Origin of the sequence: Janthinobacterium sp. 67, from assembly GCF_002797895.1 — a bacterium.
Taxonomy (GTDB): domain Bacteria; phylum Pseudomonadota; class Gammaproteobacteria; order Burkholderiales; family Burkholderiaceae_D; genus Janthinobacterium.
Genome location: NZ_PGES01000001.1, coordinates 3,975,885 through 3,992,937, shown reverse-complemented (window position 1 = coordinate 3,992,937; position 17,053 = coordinate 3,975,885). Strand labels below are relative to the sequence as shown.

At 61.6% G+C, this 17,053-nt stretch carries 15 protein-coding genes; all 15 read left to right on the top strand.

All coding sequences use genetic code 11. From position 1 onward, the window contains the following. The first annotated feature begins 4 nt into the window (after positions 1–4). Positions 5–1,132, top strand: a complete 1,128-nt coding sequence (locus CLU90_RS17900) for a PAS domain-containing sensor histidine kinase (protein ID WP_100428559.1) — start codon at positions 5–7, stop codon at positions 1,130–1,132. Positions 1,133–1,269: 137 nt separating this feature from the next. Then, positions 1,270–1,950 carry a response regulator transcription factor gene (locus tag CLU90_RS17895; RefSeq protein WP_034753797.1) on the top strand — a complete coding sequence of 227 codons (681 nt, stop codon included), beginning with the start codon at positions 1,270–1,272 and terminating at the stop codon, positions 1,948–1,950. Positions 1,951–2,106: 156 nt separating this feature from the next. Continuing rightward, positions 2,107–2,814, top strand: a complete 708-nt coding sequence (locus CLU90_RS17890) for a transposase (RefSeq protein WP_100428558.1) — start codon at positions 2,107–2,109, stop codon at positions 2,812–2,814. 194 nt (positions 2,815–3,008) lie between these two features. Further along, a complete protein-coding gene (locus tag CLU90_RS17885; protein WP_100428557.1) occupies positions 3,009–7,709 on the top strand; it encodes a glutamate synthase-related protein in 4,701 nt (1,566 codons plus the stop codon). Between the two features lie 68 nt (positions 7,710–7,777). Beyond that, positions 7,778–9,241: a glutamate synthase subunit beta gene (locus CLU90_RS17880; protein WP_034753804.1), complete on the top strand. Its 1,464-nt coding sequence runs from the start codon at positions 7,778–7,780 to the stop codon at positions 9,239–9,241. A 258-nt stretch (positions 9,242–9,499) separates the two neighbouring features. Beyond that, on the top strand, positions 9,500–10,309 hold the full coding sequence (locus tag CLU90_RS17875; protein ID WP_092717686.1) for an ABC transporter ATP-binding protein: 810 nt from the start codon (positions 9,500–9,502) through the stop codon (positions 10,307–10,309). Beyond that, positions 10,306–11,088, top strand: coding sequence for a lipid asymmetry maintenance ABC transporter permease subunit MlaE (mlaE, locus tag CLU90_RS17870; RefSeq protein WP_046683187.1), 783 nt, complete (start codon positions 10,306–10,308; stop codon positions 11,086–11,088). The genes CLU90_RS17875 and mlaE overlap by 4 nt, the downstream gene beginning before the upstream one ends. A 79-nt stretch (positions 11,089–11,167) precedes the next feature. Then, positions 11,168–11,638 carry an outer membrane lipid asymmetry maintenance protein MlaD gene (gene mlaD, locus CLU90_RS17865; protein WP_070346035.1) on the top strand — a complete coding sequence of 157 codons (471 nt, stop codon included), beginning with the start codon at positions 11,168–11,170 and terminating at the stop codon, positions 11,636–11,638. Continuing rightward, positions 11,635–12,516 (top strand): MlaA family lipoprotein, encoded by an 882-nt coding sequence (locus CLU90_RS17860; RefSeq protein WP_100428556.1) that lies wholly within the window; start codon positions 11,635–11,637, stop codon positions 12,514–12,516. Before mlaD ends, CLU90_RS17860 begins: the two co-directional genes overlap by 4 nt. Before the next feature lie 71 nt (positions 12,517–12,587). After that, positions 12,588–13,223, top strand: a complete 636-nt coding sequence (locus CLU90_RS17855; RefSeq protein WP_092717336.1) for an MlaC/ttg2D family ABC transporter substrate-binding protein — start codon at positions 12,588–12,590, stop codon at positions 13,221–13,223. A 52-nt stretch (positions 13,224–13,275) separates the two neighbouring features. Next, positions 13,276–13,623, top strand: a complete 348-nt coding sequence (locus tag CLU90_RS17850; protein WP_100428555.1) for an STAS domain-containing protein — start codon at positions 13,276–13,278, stop codon at positions 13,621–13,623. A 210-nt stretch (positions 13,624–13,833) separates the two neighbouring features. Beyond that, positions 13,834–14,751: an ABC transporter ATP-binding protein gene (locus CLU90_RS17845; RefSeq protein WP_092717342.1), complete on the top strand. Its 918-nt coding sequence runs from the start codon at positions 13,834–13,836 to the stop codon at positions 14,749–14,751. Then, positions 14,748–15,509: an ABC transporter permease gene (locus CLU90_RS17840; protein ID WP_092717345.1), complete on the top strand. Its 762-nt coding sequence runs from the start codon at positions 14,748–14,750 to the stop codon at positions 15,507–15,509. Before CLU90_RS17845 ends, CLU90_RS17840 begins: the two co-directional genes overlap by 4 nt. A 46-nt stretch (positions 15,510–15,555) precedes the next feature. Continuing rightward, entirely contained in the window at positions 15,556–15,792 is a 237-nt protein-coding gene (locus CLU90_RS17835; RefSeq protein WP_010402134.1) for a BolA family protein, read from the top strand. 4 nt (positions 15,793–15,796) lie between these two features. Continuing rightward, complete coding sequence (gene murA, locus CLU90_RS17830) at positions 15,797–17,047, top strand: UDP-N-acetylglucosamine 1-carboxyvinyltransferase (protein ID WP_100428554.1); 1,251 nt, start codon at positions 15,797–15,799, stop codon at positions 17,045–17,047. Positions 17,048–17,053: the final 6 nt, after the last annotated feature.

The following is a 17,053-nucleotide window of genomic DNA, read 5'->3' as shown; positions in this document are numbered from 1 at the left end:
ACGCATGCTGCCTATTTTCCTTCTGCTGCTTGCCGGCGCCATCCTCATGGCGCTGCGTTTCGTCCAGTTGCGCCGTGCCCTGCTGCGCGCGCGGGCGGGCGAAGCGCAGTTCCGCCTGCTGGCCGAGCACGGCCGCGACGCGGCTTTCCTGCTCGACGCCACCACCCTCGAATTGCTCTACATCAGCCCCGCCGCGCAGCGCCTGACGGGCCATGACGCGGCTGCCTTGCGCGCGCATGCGGCGCGCCTGGCGGCCGACGTGCCGGCCCGCTTGCAACGCTGGCGCGATGGCGACACCAGCCGCTTGAGCCTGCTGCGCGAAGTGGAACTGCCGCACGCGGACGGCCATCTGCTGGCGCTGGAAATCAGCTCGACCATCGTGCCCGCGGCGGCCGGGCGGGGCGTGACCTTGGCGGGCACGGTGCGCGACGTCAGCGCGGCCCAGGCGCAGGAAGCGGAACGGGAAAAGGAGCAGAAGCGCTTCGCCTCGATGCTGTCGCATGAATTCCGCACGCCGCTGGCCACCATCGATGGCGCCATCCAGCGCCTCGTCTCGACATCGAAAGATGCCGACGAGGCCACGCGCAAGCGCTACGTGAAAATCCAGACGGCCGTCGACCGCTTGTTGTCCATGATCGACGATTATCTGTCGCCCGAACGCATGGCGGCCATCGGCCGCGAGCGGGCCGCTGACGGCATCGCGCCGCTGGCCTTGCTGCAGCAGGCGGCCGCCACCGTGCCCGCCAGCCACCCGGTGCAGCTGGAACTCGACGAGGACTTGCCAGCCAAGCTGCGTTGCGACGTGCCCGGCATGGCTCTGTGCCTGAAAATCTTGTTAGATAACGCAGTCAAGTTCAGCCCGCCCGGCAGCCCCATTGGCTTGTCGGCCAGGCTGGTACCCGAAGGCGGCGTGGCGCTGTGCGTGCGCGATGCGGGCCACGGCTTGCGGGAAGAAGAACTGGCGCATATGTTCGAAAAGGGCAGCCGTGGAAGCCATGCGAGGCATCCGGGCGCAGGCCTGGGCCTGTACATGGCGCGCGCCGTGGTCGACGTCCATGGCGGGAGTTTGCAGGGGCATAATCTGCCCGAAGGTGGGGCCGTTTTCCGGATTTGGCTGCCGCTTCCTGTCTAGATCAGGAAAAGTCTTGCTTCCGCTGAAGGCAACCGTGATAATTCCTTGACGTAAACCTATTGTGCCGTCCATCATGGTGCAGAAGTGAATGGCATGGTTTGCCCACGGTAGCTCACTAACGGAAGAATGGCGTTGCAATGACGAAAATACTGATCGTCGAAGACAATCTGGACTACGCCGAAGACATGGCGGAGTTTCTCGTTGAGCTCGAACACGAAGTTCATATCACCAGCTCCGCTGGCGGGATGTGGACGGCGTTGAGCCATGGCAATGTTGGCGTGGTCGTGCTGGACCTGGGCTTGCCCGACGAGGATGGCTTCAACGTCATCCCCCGCATGCGCCAGCTGTATCCGCAAATCGGCGTACTGGTGCTGACGGGGCGCGTCGCCTTCGACAGCCGCATTCTGGGCTTGCGCCTCGGTGCCGACCACTATCTGACCAAGCCGATCAAATTCCCCGAACTGGCCGCCCATATCGAGGCGCTCGACCGCCGCGTCGGTCCGCAAGATCCGGTGCCCGAGCCGGGCAAGTGGACCTTGAAGGTAAGCGCTCGCCAACTTGAGCTGATGGGCGCCGTCATCGCCCTGACGGAAAAGGAATTCAACTTCCTCCACCTGCTCACCATCAACACCCGCCCCGTGCCGCGCGACGTCATCGTGGCCGGCATGGGCGGCGAAGATCCCGATGCGGGCCGCCGGGTCGACATGCTCGTCTACCGCCTGCGCAAGAAAGCCAAGACGGGCTTGGGCCAGGACTTGCCGCTGCGCAGCGCCTATGGCGAGGGCTACAGCCTGTCGGCCAGTTTTAATCTGTCCTGATTTGCCGTATCGCGCCGCTCGCAAGGGGCCGGTGCAATAAAAGGGACAGAGCCAGCCGTTTTTTTCAGTATGTCAAATAAAACAGGGTCAGAGTCGCGTCTTGCGCGCACAAGTGTGTAAAATCAAGGCCTTAGCCTTTATTTGCCGACTCTTGCCATGGCCCGTTTGCCCCGTCTCATCATTCCAGCACTGCCCCATTACGTGATACAGCGCGGCAGCAACCGCCAGCCCGTGTTCCAGGATGCGGCCGACTATACGCAATTTCTCTCGTGGCTGAAAACGGGGGCGAAAATGTTCAAGGTGGCCATCCACGCCTACGTTTTATTGCCTGATCAGCTACATTTGTTGGCCACGCCCAGCGATGCGACCGGCCTGGGGCAGCTGATGCAGTGGCTGGGACGCTATTACGTGCCGTATTTCAACCAAAAATACGGCCGCGAAGGGGCATTGTGGCAGGGACGCTACAAAACTTCCGTCATCGACCCCGACAATTTCTTCCTCACATGCTGCCGCTACCTCGAATGTGTGCCTGTGCAAACGGGCGTGGCAGTCCAGGCGCTCGACCATGCGTGGTCCAGCTATGCCCACCATGCCGGTGTGCGACCCGACCCCGTCATCACCGACCACGCGCTGTACTGGGCGCTGGGCAACACGCCGTTCGACCGCGAGGCGGCCTATCTGCGCCTGTTCGAGCAAGGCCTGGGCAGCAGCCAGGTGAAAGTGGTGGAAGAGGCTGTATTGAAGGGCTGGCCGCTGGGTTCCGAGCCGTTCAAGCAGGCGCTGGAGCAGAAAATGCAGCGGCAAGTGCTGCCTGCCAAGCGGGGCCGTCCCCGCAAAATCGCGGCCGCCGCGGACGCTAATTAAAAAGCATTCGTATTTAAAACAAAAAATGAGTCCTTTCTGACGTTTTATTGAAATGGCCTCGACTATGTCCCTATTAAATTTTTAGCGCGACAGAATCGAATTTAATTCGACTCCGACCCTAATTGTTGTAGTTGAGTTTTTTGTTGCGTTGCACTACTCTAGTTTTTCGATAGTCATATGCAGCGGAGAAGCCCATGAAAGCGCAAGGCCTGTACGACCCAGCCAATGAACACGATGCCTGCGGCGTCGGTTTCGTCGCCCATATCAAGGGCAACAAGACCCATTCGATCGTCGAACAGGGTTTGCTGATACTGAAAAACCTCGATCATCGGGGCGCCGTGGGCGCCGATGCGCTGATGGGCGATGGCGCCGGCATCCTGATTCAGATTCCCGACCAGTACTACCGCGAAGAAATGGCCAAGCAGGGCGTGGAACTGCCGCCGCCTGGCGAATACGGCGTGGGCATGGTCTTCCTGCCGAAGGAACACGCATCGCGCATCGCCTGCGAACAGGAAATCGAACGCGCTGTGCGCATCGAGGGACAAGTCGTGCTGGGCTGGCGCAACGTGCCCATCGATACGGACATGCCGATGTCGCCCACCGTGCGCGCCAAGGAACCCGTCATCCGCCAGATTTTCATCGGCCGCGGCCCGGACATCATGGTCACCGACGCGCTCGAGCGCAAACTGTATGTGATCCGCAAATCGTCGGGCCACGCCATCCAGGCCTTGAAGCTGCTGCACGGCAAGGAATTCTTCGTGCCGTCGATGTCGGCCCGTACTATTGTGTACAAGGGCTTGCTGCTGGCCGACCAAGTCGGCGTGTACTACAAGGACTTGCAGGATGCGCGCTGCATCTCGGCCCTGGCCCTCGTCCACCAGCGTTTCTCGACGAATACCTTCCCTGAATGGCCGCTGGCCCACCCCTACCGTTTGATCGCGCACAACGGCGAGATCAACACGGTCAAAGGCAACTTCAACTGGATGCGCGCGCGCGAAGGCGTCATGAAGTCGGCCGTGCTGGGCGACGACCTGCAGAAACTCTTTCCGCTGATCTATGAAGGCCAGTCCGACACGGCCTGCTTCGACAATGCGCTGGAACTGCTGTTGATGGCAGGCTATCCGATCGCCCAGGCGATGATGATGATGATTCCGGAAGCGTGGGAAAACCACACGACCATGGATGACAACCGCCGCGCCTTCTATGAATACCACGCGGCCATGATGGAACCGTGGGACGGCCCCGCCGCCATGGCGTTTACGGATGGCCGCCATATCGGCGGCACCCTGGACCGCAATGGCTTGCGTCCGGCGCGTTATATCGTCACGGACGACGACCTGGTGGTGATGGCGTCGGAATCGGGCGTGCTGCCGATTCCGGAATCGAAAATCATCCAGAAATGGCGCTTGCAGCCTGGCAAAATGTTCCTGATCGACCTGGAAGCGGGCCGCATCATCGACGACCAGGAATTGAAAAACACCTACGCCAACGCCAAGCCGTATAAAGCGTGGATCAATTCCGTGCGCATCAAGCTCGACGAGATCAAGCTGGCCGAAGGCCAAGCAAAGCTGGACCGCGCGCAGGGCGAAAAAGCCCAGCCGTCGCTGCTGGACCGCCAGCAGGCATTCGGCTACACGCAGGAAGACTTGAAATTCCTCATGGCGCCGATGGCCGTGGCCGGCGAAGAGGCGACGGGCTCGATGGGCAATGACTCGCCGCTGGCCGTCATGTCGAACAAATTGAAGCCGCTGTATAACTACTTCAAGCAGCTGTTCGCGCAAGTGACGAACCCGCCGATCGACCCGATCCGCGAAGCGATGGTGATGTCGCTCGTGTCCTTCATCGGCCCGAAACCGAACTTGCTGGATACCAACAACGTCAACCCGCCGATGCGCCTGGAAGTGGCGCAGCCCGTGCTGGGCTTTGACGACATGGCCCGTCTGCGCAACATCAGCGCCCACACGGGTGGCAAGTTCAAGTCGTATGAACTGGATATCTGCTACCCGCTGGCCTGGGGCAAGGAAGGTGTGGAAGCCTGCCTGGCCTCGCTGTGCGCGGAAGCCGTCGACGCTGTGAAATCCGGCCACAACATCCTGATCGTCTCGGACCGTGCCATTTGCGCCGACCAGGTGGCGATCCCTGCGCTCTTGGCCACGTCCACCGTGCACCAGCACCTGGTGAGCAAGGGCTTGCGCGCCTCCACCGGTCTCGTCGTGGAAACGGGCTCGGCCCGCGAAACGCATCACTTCGCCTTGCTCGCTGGCTATGGTGCGGAAGCCGTCCACCCGTACCTGGCCATGGAAACCCTGGCCGAGATGGCGCACGGCTTGCCGGGCGACCTGTCGGGCGACAAAGCCATCTATAACTACACCAAGGCTGTCGGCAAGGGCTTGATGAAGGTCATGTCGAAGATGGGTATTTCGACCTACATGTCCTACTGCGGCGCGCAAATCTTCGAAGCCATCGGCCTGAACAAATCGCTGGTCGACAAATACTTCAAGGGCACGGCTTCGAACGTGGAAGGCATCGGCGTGTTTGAAGTGGCGGAAGAAGCGCTGCGCCTGCATGCACTGGCTTTCGGCAACGATCCTGTGCTGGTGGACAAGCTCGATGCGGGCGGCGAATACGCATTCCGCGTGCGTGGTGAAGACCATATGTGGACACCGGATGCGATTGCGAAACTGCAGCATTCCACGCGCAGCAACAATTTCTCCAGCTATAAAGAGTACGCGCAAATCATCAATGACCAGAGCCGTCGCCACCTGACCCTGCGCGGCCTGTTCGAGTTCAAGCTCGATCCGACCAAGGCGATCCCGCTCGATGAAGTGGAACCGGCCAAGGAAATCGTCAAGCGTTTCGCCACGGGCGCCATGTCGCTCGGTTCCATCAGCACGGAAGCGCACGCGACGCTTGCGGTCGCCATGAACCGCATCGGCGGCAAGTCGAACACGGGCGAGGGCGGCGAAGATCCGAACCGCTACACGCAGGAATTGAAGGGCATCCCGATCCGCCAGGGCGACACCATGGCCTCCGTCGTGGGCGCCGAGCAGATCGTCGTCGACATTCCGCTGCAGGAAGGCGATTCCATGCGTTCGCGCATCAAGCAGGTGGCATCGGGACGTTTCGGCGTCACGGCCGCCTACCTGAACTCGGCCGACCAGATCCAGATCAAGATGGCGCAAGGCGCGAAACCGGGCGAAGGCGGCCAGTTGCCAGGCCATAAGGTGTCGGAATACATCGCCAGCCTGCGCTTTTCCGTGCCGGGCGTGGGCCTGATTTCGCCGCCGCCGCACCATGACATTTATTCCATCGAAGACCTGGCGCAGCTGATCCATGACTTGAAAAATGCCAATCCGCGCGCCTCGATTTCCGTGAAACTGGTGTCGGAAGTGGGTATCGGCACGGTCGCCGCCGGCGTCACCAAGGCGAAAGCCGACCACGTGGTCGTTGCCGGCCACGACGGCGGCACGGGCGCGTCGCCACTGTCGTCCGTGAAACATGCGGGCACGCCGTGGGAGCTGGGCCTGGCTGAAACGCAACAAACCCTGGTCTTGAACGGCTTGCGCAGCCGCATCCGCGTGCAGGCCGACGGCCAGATGAAGACGGGCCGCGACGTAGTCATCGCCGCCCTGCTGGGCGCCGACGAGATCGGTTTCGCCACGGCGCCGCTGGTGGTCGAAGGCTGCATCATGATGCGCAAATGCCATCTGAATACGTGCCCGGTGGGCGTGGCCACGCAAGATCCGGTGCTGCGCGCCAAGTTCTCGGGCAAACCCGAGTATGTCGTCAATTACTTCTTCTTCGTGGCCGAAGAAGCCCGTCAATTGATGGCGCAGCTGGGCATCCGCACGTATGACGAGCTGATCGGCCGTGTCGACCTGCTCGATAAATCGAAGGCGATTTCGCACTGGAAGGCGCAGGGCCTGGACTTCTCGGCCATCTTCCACAAGCCGGAAACACCGGATGGCCAAGCCTGCCGCCATGTGGAGTTCCAGGACCATGCGCTGGAGAAAGCGCTCGACCACAAGCTGATCGCGCAAGCGCGCGCGGCGCTGGAAAAGGGCGAGCGCGTCTCCTTCATCTCGCCCGTACGCAACCTGAACCGCACGGTGGGTACCATGCTGTCAGGCGAAGTGGCGAAGAAATATGGCCATGCCGGCTTGCCGGACGACACCATCCACATCCAGCTGCAAGGCACGGCGGGGCAGTCGGCCTGCGCCTTCCTGGCGCACGGCATCACGATCGACCTGGTGGGCGAGGGCAACGATTACGTGGGCAAGGGCTTGTCGGGCGGACGCATCATCGTGCGGCCCAATACCGAGTTCCGCGGCTGGGCCGTGGACAACATCATCATCGGCAACACGGTGTTGTACGGCGCCATCGCCGGTGAAGCCTTCTTCAATGGCGTGGCTGGCGAACGCTTTGCCGTGCGCAACTCGGGCGCCACCACGGTGGTCGAGGGCCTGGGCGACCATGGCTGCGAATACATGACGGGCGGCACGGTGGTGGTGCTGGGCAACACGGGACGCAACTTCGCGGCCGGCATGTCGGGCGGCATCGCCTATGTGTATGACCCGGCCGGCGACTTTGCCAGCAAGTGCAACACGGCCATGGTCAGCCTGGACAAGGTCGTGTCGGCAGCGGAACAGCACGTTGACCGCGATGCCTGGCATACGCAGCACCGCGATGGCGTGCCGGAAGCGGACGAGGTCATCCTCAAGCGCCTGATCGAGCGTCACTTCAAGCATACGGGCAGCACCCGCGCCCGCGTCTTGCTCGACGACTGGGCCGTGGCGCGCGGCAAGTTCGTGAAGGTCTTCCCGAACGAATACAAGCGCGCGCTGATTGAAATGGCAGCCGACGCCGCCATGGAAGTCCAAGCCGTCGCCGCCTGAGCCAGCCAAGCTAAATGATACGGGAGCGGCCAGGCCGCTCCCCGCCAGCCAAATACAAAGGAACTATCGTGGGTAAAATTACCGGCTTCATGGAATTCAAGCGCCAGGACGAACACTATCTGGAGCCTGCCGCGCGCCTGAAGAACTACAAGGAATTCGTGCTGCACCTGTCGGATGCGCAAGCGACCGTGCAGGGCGCGCGCTGCATGGATTGCGGCATTCCCTTCTGCACCACGGGCTGCCCCGTGAACAACATCATTCCTGACTGGAATGACCTCGTGTACCGCGGTAACTACCGCGAAGCGCTCGACGTCTTGCATTCGACAAATAACTTCCCGGAATTTACGGGCCGCATCTGCCCGGCGCCGTGCGAGTCGGCCTGCACCCTGGGCATCCATGAAGACCCGGTCGGCATCAAGTCGATCGAGCATAAAATCATCGACATGGGCTGGGAGCACGGCTGGGTCACGCCGCAGCCGGCGGGTTTCAGTACGGGCAAGAAAGTAGCCATCGTCGGTTCCGGCCCCGCCGGCCTGGCGGCGGCGCAGCAGCTGGCGCGCGCCGGCCATGCCGTCACCGTGTTTGAAAAGAGCGACCGGGTCGGTGGCTTGTTGCGTTACGGCATCCCCGACTTCAAGATGGAAAAGTCGCACATCGACCTGCGCGTCAAACAGATGGAAGCCGAAGGCGTCGTGTTCCGCACCAGCGTGCTGGTCGGCAAGGATTTCCCTGCCCATGTGAATAACTGGGCCAAGGAAACCATTTTCCCGGAAGACCTGGAAAAAGAATTTGACGCCGTCATCATGGCCGGCGGCGCCGAGCAGCCGCGCGACTTGCCCGTGCCGGGCCGCGAGCTGAAAGGCGTGCACTTCGCCATGGATTTCCTGCCGCTGCAAAACAAGGTCAACGCGGGCGACAAGCTCAAGGACCAGATCAAGGCCACGGGCAAGCACGTGGTGGTGATCGGCGGCGGCGACACGGGTTCCGACTGCGTGGGCACCTCGAACCGCCATGGCGCCGCCTCGGTGGCCCAGTTCGAACTGATGCCGCAGCCGCCGGAACAGGAAAACAAGCCGCTTGTCTGGCCGTACTGGCCGACCAAGCTGCGCACCTCGTCCTCGCACGAGGAAGGCTGCGAGCGCGACTGGGCCGTGGCCACCAAGCGTTTCGAAGGCAAGGGCGGCAAGGTGGAAAAGCTGATCGCCTGCCGTGTCGAATGGAAAGACGGCAAGATGAGCGAAGTGCCGAACTCGGAATTCGAGATGAAGGCCGATCTGGTCTTCCTGGCCATGGGTTTTGTTTCACCTGTGCAACAAGTGCTGGAAGCGTTCGGCGTCGATACGGATGCGCGCGGCAATGTCAAGGCAACAACGGATGGTGCCGGCTGCTACCAGACGTCGGTGGCCAAGGTGTTTGCGGCAGGCGACATGCGCCGCGGCCAGTCGCTGGTCGTGTGGGCCATCCGCGAAGGGCGCCAGTGCGCGCGCGCCGTCGATGAGTTCCTGATGGGTGCCTCCCTGCTGCCACGTTAAAAAACGAGCAATTGTTCGTTTTTTGACAGAGCCACGGCGCGGATCGCGACGTGGCTTTTGTTATTTTACTGGTCAAGTCAACAGCCGCGAATGTCATCGGGCTGGGACGCGATGCGGCGGCCGAATTTCCACTACAATATCTGACTTTCGATTCATTAGTGTTGTATTCTTCCCCTGTCCCGGGCTGTAAGCAGGGGTGTCTCAGCAGAGGTTGGCGTTTCTGCACTACAATACGCCATTAAAATAGTGAGCTTCGTCGTGCCAAATCTTGTTGAGATCCGTGATTTACACTTTGCCTATGGAGAACGTTCGATTTTATCGGGCCTTCAAATGGATTTCCCACGTGGAAAAGTTGTGGCCGTCATGGGTGGCTCCGGCAGTGGCAAGACGACCGTACTGCGCCTGATCGGCGGGCAGCTGCGTCCCAGTTCCGGCTCCGTGAACGTGGACGGCCAGATCGTCCATACGCTCGAGACCGACGAGTTATACCAGCTGCGCCGCAAGATGGGCATGCTGTTCCAGCACGGCGCGCTGTTTACGGATTTGACGGCCTTCGAAAACGTGGCCTTCCCCCTGCGCGAACACACGGACTTGAATGAAGAGCTGATCCGTACCCTGGTGCTGATGAAGCTGCACGCCGTGGGACTGCGCAATGCGGCGCAATTGAAGCCGGCCGAGATCTCGGGCGGCATGGGCCGCCGCGTCGCGCTGGCGCGCGCCATCGCGCTCGATCCCGAACTGATCATGTACGACGAGCCGTTCGCCGGCCTGGACCCGATTTCCATGGGCGTGACGGCCAATTTGATCCGCAATTTGAACGATGCGCTGGGCTCCACGTCTATCCTGGTATCGCACGATGTGAAGGAGTGTTTCGCCATCGCTGATTACGTCTATTTTCTGTCATCGGGCAAGATCGTGGCGCACGGCACGCCGGCCGAGATGGCCGTGTCGACGCATCCCTACGTCAAGCAGTTCGTCAATGCCGAGGCCGATGGGCCCGTGCCCTTCCATTATCCGGGCAAGTCTCTGGCCGACGACCTGGGTCTGCAGGCGGGGGGCGGCCGATGATCGCGCGTTTCCTGGCGTCGATCGGAGCGTGGTTGCGTCGTTCGGTACAAGACCTCGGCTTTGCCGTGCGTTCGTTTTTCATCATCATCGCCTCGTCGGGCGGCCTGTGGCGCCGTCCGCGCCTGGTGATTGAGCAACTGTTTTTTATCGGTAACCGCTCGCTGGTGATTACGGCCGTTTCCGGCCTGTTCGTCGGCATGGTGCTGGGTTTGCAAGGCTATTACACCTTGACCACGTATGGCGCCGAGCAGTCGCTGGGCTTGCTGGTGGCGCTGTCGTTGACGCGTGAACTGGGCCCCGTCGTGACGGCGCTGCTGTTCGCCGGCCGTGCCGGCACGTCGCTGACGGCGGAAATCGGCCTGATGAAGGCGGGCGAGCAACTGTCGGCCATGGAAATGATGGCCGTCAACCCGATCCAGCGCGTGCTGGCGCCCCGTTTCTGGGCCGGCGTGATCGCCATGCCGATTCTGGGCGCGATCTTCACGGCGGTCGGCATTATCGGCAGCTACCTGGTCGGCGTGGTGCTGATCGGCGTCGATGAAGGCTCGTTCTGGTCGCAGATGCAAGGCGGCGTCGATGTCTGGAAAGAAGTGGGCAATGGCACCATCAAGAGCCTGGTGTTCGGTATCGCGGTGACCTTCATCGCGCTGTTCCAGGGTTACCAGGCACAGCCGACGCCGGAAGATGTGTCCGGCGCTACCACGCGCACGGTGGTGATTTCGTCGTTGATGGTGTGGTGGCTCGATTTCATGATGACGGCTTTGATGTTTAGCAAGTAATTGCCGATCAGCTACAAACAGCGGGCCTGGGCAAGATGTTGCGCAGGCGGCAGCAAGTAAAAATTATTTAGGATTGTTTATGCAACGTAAATCTTTGGATGTCTGGGTCGGCTTGTTCGTCTTGCTGGGTGTGGCGGCATTGATGTTTCTGGCGCTCAAGGCCGGCAATATGAGCTCGCTGTCTTTCAGCAAGACGTATACCATTAGTGCCAAGTTCGACAATATTGGCGGCCTCAAGCCGCAGGCGCCCGTCAAGGGCGCGGGCGTGGTGGTGGGGCGCGTGGCGGAGATCCGATTTGACGACAAGACCTACCAGGCGCTGGTGAAACTGGACATCGAAGATGGCTACAAATTTCCGAAAGACAGCTCGGCCAAGATTTTGACGGCCGGTTTGCTGGGTGAGCAATATATCGGTCTGGAAGCAGGCGGCGATCTGGCGAACCTGGCAGAGGGCGACAAGATCGCCCGTACTCAATCGGCCACAGTGCTGGAAGACCTGATCAATCAGTTCATCTACAGCAAGGCAGCGGAAGGAAAGGACAGCAAATGAGCGAGTCGACCAAACAATCCCAAGGCAGCCTGGCGCGTATCGGCCTGGCCCTGGCCATCGCCGCCAGCGTGAGCGCTTGCGCCACCGGCACCAATCCGCGCGACCCGCTGGAAGGGTATAACCGCGCCATGTTCAAGTTCAACGATACCGTCGACCAGGTGGCCTTGAAGCCGGTCGCCACGGCCTACAAGACGGTGACGCCATCGTTCGTGCAAACGGGCGTGGGCAACTTCTTCGGCAACCTGGCCGATGTGTGGAGCGCCGTGAACAACTTGCTGCAAGGCAAGGGCGAAGCGGGCTTGCAAGACGTCGTGCGCGTCAGCATGAACTCGACCTTCGGACTTCTTGGCCTGATCGACATCGCTTCGCAGGCCGGCATTCCCAAGCATAACGAAGACTTTGGCCAGACCCTGGGCTGGTATGGCGTCCAGCCCGGTCCGTACGTGATGCTGCCGCTGCTGGGCCCATCGACCGTGCGCGACACGGTGGCCCTGCCGCTCGACATCACGGGCGATCCATGGCGCTACAAGGATCCCGTCAATGTGCGCAATATCGGCACGGTGACGCGCGTGGTCGACAAACGCGCCGCGCTGCTCGACGCGACCAACCTGATGGAAGCGGCCGCGCTGGACCGCTATGAATTCATCCGCGATGGCTTCCTGCAGGCGCGCGAAAGCAAGGTATTCGATGGCGATACGGACCGCCGCGACCGCAAAGTGCCAAAAAACGACACCAGCGATTACGAGCCGGAGTACGAGGCAAAACCGCAGCCGGCCAATGACGCGCCTGCGGCAACGGCCGCCGCCGTGGTGGCGCCGGCGGACCTCGTAACATCTGGTAGCAATACCGTTGCTTCCGAGGCCAGGCCTCAGGAGTAAACTGGACGCAAGAACACCACGGCTGCGATCAACGCCAGCCGGTGCACAGCAACACCATGAAAGGTAGAACCATGAAATTGATGAAACAACTGCTGGCGATGGCCACCATCGCTTTTGCCACCGCCGCCCAGGCCGCTCCCGCCGTGGAAGCGCCGGACGTCCTGGTCAAACGCATCAGCCAGGACGTGATCGACACGGCCAAGAACGACAAGGCCATCCAGGCTGGCGATATCAAGCGCGTCACTGAATTGGTGGAAAGCAAAATCTTGCCGTACGTGGATTTCCAGCGCATGACGGCCCTGGCCGCCGGCCGCTACTGGCGTGACGCCACGCCGGACCAGCAAAAGCAGCTGGCTGCGGAATTTCGCACCTTGCTGATCTACACGTATTCGGGCGCCCTGTCACAGATCAAGAATGAAACCGTGGAATTCAAGCCGCTGCGCGCCGACCCGGCCGACACGGAAGTGGAAGTGCGCTCGCAGGTGAACGTGGCGCGCGGCGAACCCGTGCCCCTGAACTACCGCGTGGCGAAAACCCCAGCTGGCTGGAAGATCTATGACATCAACGTGCTGGGCGCGTGGCTGGTGGAAACGTACAAAAGCAGCTTTGCTAGCGAGATCAGCAAGGGCGGCATCGATGGCCTGATCAAGACCTTGCAGGCAAAAAACAAGGCCCTGGCCAGCCGTCCCGCTGCCAAAGCCAAATAATCGGCTATCATATAGCTCCTGACCCAGCTCCAGACCAGCGCAGCCCGACGCCATGCCCGACTCTCTCGACACCTTGCAGTCCCTGACTTCCCTGACCGTGCACAATGCCACTTCGGCATTGGAGCAGGGTCTGGACGCCATCCGCTCGGGTCAGACGAAGTTTGACTTGCGCAACGTCAAGGCCGTCGATTCGGCCGCCGTTTCCGTCATGCTGACGTGGCAGCGCGCCGCGCAGGATGCCGGCGCCGTGCTGGAGCTGAAAAATCTGCCGAACAACCTGAAAAACCTGACCAAGCTGTATGGCGTCTGCTCGCTCGTGTCGAGCACCTTGACGGACGACGACTGCGCCAGCGCCGGCGGCCTCGCCGAACGCAGCCCGTCCGACCTGCATCATCATTGATCCTGTCCCACTCCCCGCATCAGCAGTAGCTTTCAAGCCGGCAGGCCAGCAGCGCCGCCGGATTGATCTCCAAGTGTTCCACGAAGTTTCCAACTATAATTGACTGTTGCGCCACCCTCTGCGGAAGGGGCGCCCTGCACCAGCCTGCCGGCCTCCATGTCTGCGGCAACTGGCGCATCACACCAGACGCATTACACTTGAAACAAGCACATGACCGCAATTCAAATTACGAATGTAGAAAAGAGCTATAAATCGCTCAAGGCGCTGGGCGGCGTGTCGCTGGCCATCGAGGAAGGCGAGTTTTTCGGCCTGCTCGGCCCGAATGGCGCCGGCAAGACCACCCTCATTTCCATCATCGCCGGCCTGATCCGCCCTGACGCGGGCACCGTCAAGATCCACGGCCACGACGTGGTCAAGGACTTCCGCAACGCGCGCCGCAACCTGGGCGTGGTGCCGCAGGAACTGGTGTTCGACCCGTTCTTCACCGTGCGCGAAACCCTGCGCCTGCAGTCAGGCTACTTTGGCCTGCCGAACAACGACAAGTGGATCGACGAGGTCATGGAAAACCTCGACCTGACCGGCAAGGCCGACACGAATATGCGCGCGCTGTCCGGCGGCATGAAGCGCCGCGTGCTCGTGGCACAGGCGCTGGTGCACAAGCCACCCGTCATCGTGCTCGATGAGCCGACGGCCGGCGTCGACGTGGAACTGCGCCAGACCTTGTGGAAGTTCATCTCGCGCCTGAACCGCGAAGGCGGCCACACGGTCGTGCTGACCACCCACTACCTGGAAGAGGCGCAAGCCATGTGCCAGCGCGTGGCCATGCTGAAAACCGGCAAGGTGGTGGCGCTCGACACCATGTCGGCCCTGATCCGCCGCATCGCCGGCTCGCAGCTGCAGCTGCACCTCAAAAACGGCAGCCTGCCGGACGACCTGCGGCACCTGGTGCTGCATGCGGAAGAACAGCAGGCGCCGAACAAGTTCAGCCTGCGCGTCAACGAATACAGCGAAGTCGAGAAAATCCTCGCGCGCCTGCGCGTAGCGGGCGTCGAGATCGATGAAATGCAATTGCAACAAGCCGACCTGGAAGATATCTTCTTGCAGATCATGGATAAAGGTACCGTATGATTTCGACAGGATTTCGCACCCTCGTCTACAAAGAGACGCTGCGCTTCTGGAAAGTGGCGACGCAAACCGTGGCCGCGCCCGTGCTCACGTCGATGCTGTACCTGCTGGTGTTCGGCCATGTACTCGATGGCCGCGTCGAGCCGAGTCCCGGCGTCAGCTACACGGCCTTTCTGATTCCCGGCCTGGTGATGATGAGCGTGCTGCAAAACGCGTTCGCCAATTCCTCGTCCTCGCTGATCCAGTCCAAGATCACGGGCAACCTGGTGTTCGTGCTGCTGACGCCCCTGTCGCACTGGGAAATCTTCTCGGCGTACGTGCTCGCTTCCGTCGCGCGCGGTCTGGCCGTGGGCTTTGGCGTGTTCGCCATCACGTGCTGGTTCGCTAATTTGTCGTTCGTCGCGCCGCTGTGGATCGTGATCTTCGCGTTTCTCGGCGCCGCCATGCTGGGCACCATGGGCCTGATCGCCGGCATCTGGGCCGAGAAATTCGACCAGCTGGCCGCCTTCCAGAACTTCCTGATCATGCCTGCCACCTTCCTGTCGGGCGTGTTCTACTCGATCCATTCGCTCCCCGCCTTCTGGCAGACGGTATCGCATCTGAACCCCTTCTTCTACATGATCGACGGCTTCCGCTACGGCTTCTTCGGCGTGTCCGACGTCAGCCCGTGGCTCAGTCTTTCCATCGTCGCCGGCTTCCTCGTGATCCTGGCGCTGGCGTCGATCCGCCTGCTGAAAAGCGGTTACAGATTGCGCCACTAACTGCGGCACCTCACATCACTACATTATTCAATATCAAGGACTTATCGTGACCACCACTCCAGAACTGATCCACGGCTATCTGTCGGCCGGCCTCGAATGCACGCACCTCGAAGTGGAGGGCGATGGCCAGCACTTCCAGGCCGTGATCGTCTCGCCCGCGTTTGCCGGCAAGCGTCTGATTGCCCGCCACCAGATCGTCTACGCGGCGCTGGGCGACCGCATGCGCGAGGAAATCCACGCGCTGTCGATGAAAACCCTGACACCTGAAGAATTCCAAGGATAAGCACATGGACAAGCTCCTCATCAACGGCGGCAACCGCCTGAACGGCGACATCGCCATCTCCGGCGCGAAAAACGCCGCCTTGCCCATCCTGTGCGCGGGTCTCCTGACCGCGGGCGACCTGAACCTGACCAACGTGCCGCATCTGCACGACGTGGCCACGATGTTGAAACTGCTGGGCCAGACTGGCCTGAAAGTGCGGCAGGACGGCGACCGCGTGGTGCTCAACGGCAGCGCCATCGACACCCTGGAAGCGCCGTATGAACTGGTGAAAACCATGCGCGCCTCGATCCTCGTGCTCGGCCCCATGCTGGCGCGCTTCGGCGAAGCCAAGGTGTCGCTGCCGGGCGGCTGCGCCATCGGTTCGCGCCCCGTCGACCAGCACATCAAGGGTCTGGAAGCCTTGGGCGCCGAGATCCGCATCGAGGCGGGCTACATCTACGCCAAGTGCGCCAAGCTGAAAGGCGCGCGCATCGTCACCGACATGATCACCGTCACCGGCACCGAGAATCTGCTGATGGCAGCGACCCTGGCCGAAGGCGAAACCATCCTGGAAAACGCCGCCTGCGAACCGGAAGTAACGGACCTGGCCCACCTGCTGGTGGCCATGGGCGCGAAGATCGACGGCATCGGCACCAGCCGCCTGGTGATCCAGGGCGTGGACGCCCTGCACGGCGCCTCGCATGCGGTGATACCCGACCGTATCGAGACGGGTACCTTCCTGTGCGCCGTGGCGGCCACGGGCGGCGACATCACCCTGCGCAACGTGCGCACCGACATCCTCGACGCGGCGCTCGACAAGCTGCGCGCCATGGGCCTGACGATGACCTTCGGCGCCGACTGGATTCGCGCCGAGATGTCGGCCCGCCCGAACCCCGTCAGCTTCCGCACGACGGAATACCCGGGCTTCCCGACCGACATGCAGGCGCAGTTCATGGCCGTAAACACCATCGCCAATGGCGCCAGCCGCGTCACCGAGACAATCTTCGAGAACCGCTTCATGCACGTGCAGGAAATGAACCGCCTGGGCGCCGACATCACCATCGAGGGCAACACGGCCATCATCGCCGGCGTCAAGCAGCTGCGCGGCGCACCCGTGATGGCGACCGACCTGCGCGCGTCGGCGTCGCTGGTGATCGCGGCCCTGGCCGCTGATGGCGAAACGCTGATCGACCGCATCTATCACCTCGACCGCGGCTATGACCGCATGGAAGTGAAGCTGTCCGCCGTCGGCGCCAATATCGTACGCATCAAATAACAAGGA

Coding starts and splice junctions, on each gene's coding strand:
- CLU90_RS17900 (WP_100428559.1), top strand. CDS start 5: ATGCTGCCTATTTTCCTTCTGCTGCTTGCCGGCGCCATCCTCATGGCG.
- CLU90_RS17895 (WP_034753797.1), top strand. CDS start 1,270: ATGACGAAAATACTGATCGTCGAAGACAATCTGGACTACGCCGAAGAC.
- CLU90_RS17890 (WP_100428558.1), top strand. CDS start 2,107: ATGGCCCGTTTGCCCCGTCTCATCATTCCAGCACTGCCCCATTACGTG.
- CLU90_RS17885 (WP_100428557.1), top strand. CDS start 3,009: ATGAAAGCGCAAGGCCTGTACGACCCAGCCAATGAACACGATGCCTGC.
- mlaE (WP_046683187.1), top strand. CDS start 10,306: ATGATCGCGCGTTTCCTGGCGTCGATCGGAGCGTGGTTGCGTCGTTCG.
- mlaD (WP_070346035.1), top strand. CDS start 11,168: ATGCAACGTAAATCTTTGGATGTCTGGGTCGGCTTGTTCGTCTTGCTG.
- CLU90_RS17860 (WP_100428556.1), top strand. CDS start 11,635: ATGAGCGAGTCGACCAAACAATCCCAAGGCAGCCTGGCGCGTATCGGC.
- CLU90_RS17855 (WP_092717336.1), top strand. CDS start 12,588: ATGAAATTGATGAAACAACTGCTGGCGATGGCCACCATCGCTTTTGCC.
- CLU90_RS17850 (WP_100428555.1), top strand. CDS start 13,276: ATGCCCGACTCTCTCGACACCTTGCAGTCCCTGACTTCCCTGACCGTG.
- CLU90_RS17845 (WP_092717342.1), top strand. CDS start 13,834: ATGACCGCAATTCAAATTACGAATGTAGAAAAGAGCTATAAATCGCTC.
- CLU90_RS17840 (WP_092717345.1), top strand. CDS start 14,748: ATGATTTCGACAGGATTTCGCACCCTCGTCTACAAAGAGACGCTGCGC.
- murA (WP_100428554.1), top strand. CDS start 15,797: ATGGACAAGCTCCTCATCAACGGCGGCAACCGCCTGAACGGCGACATC.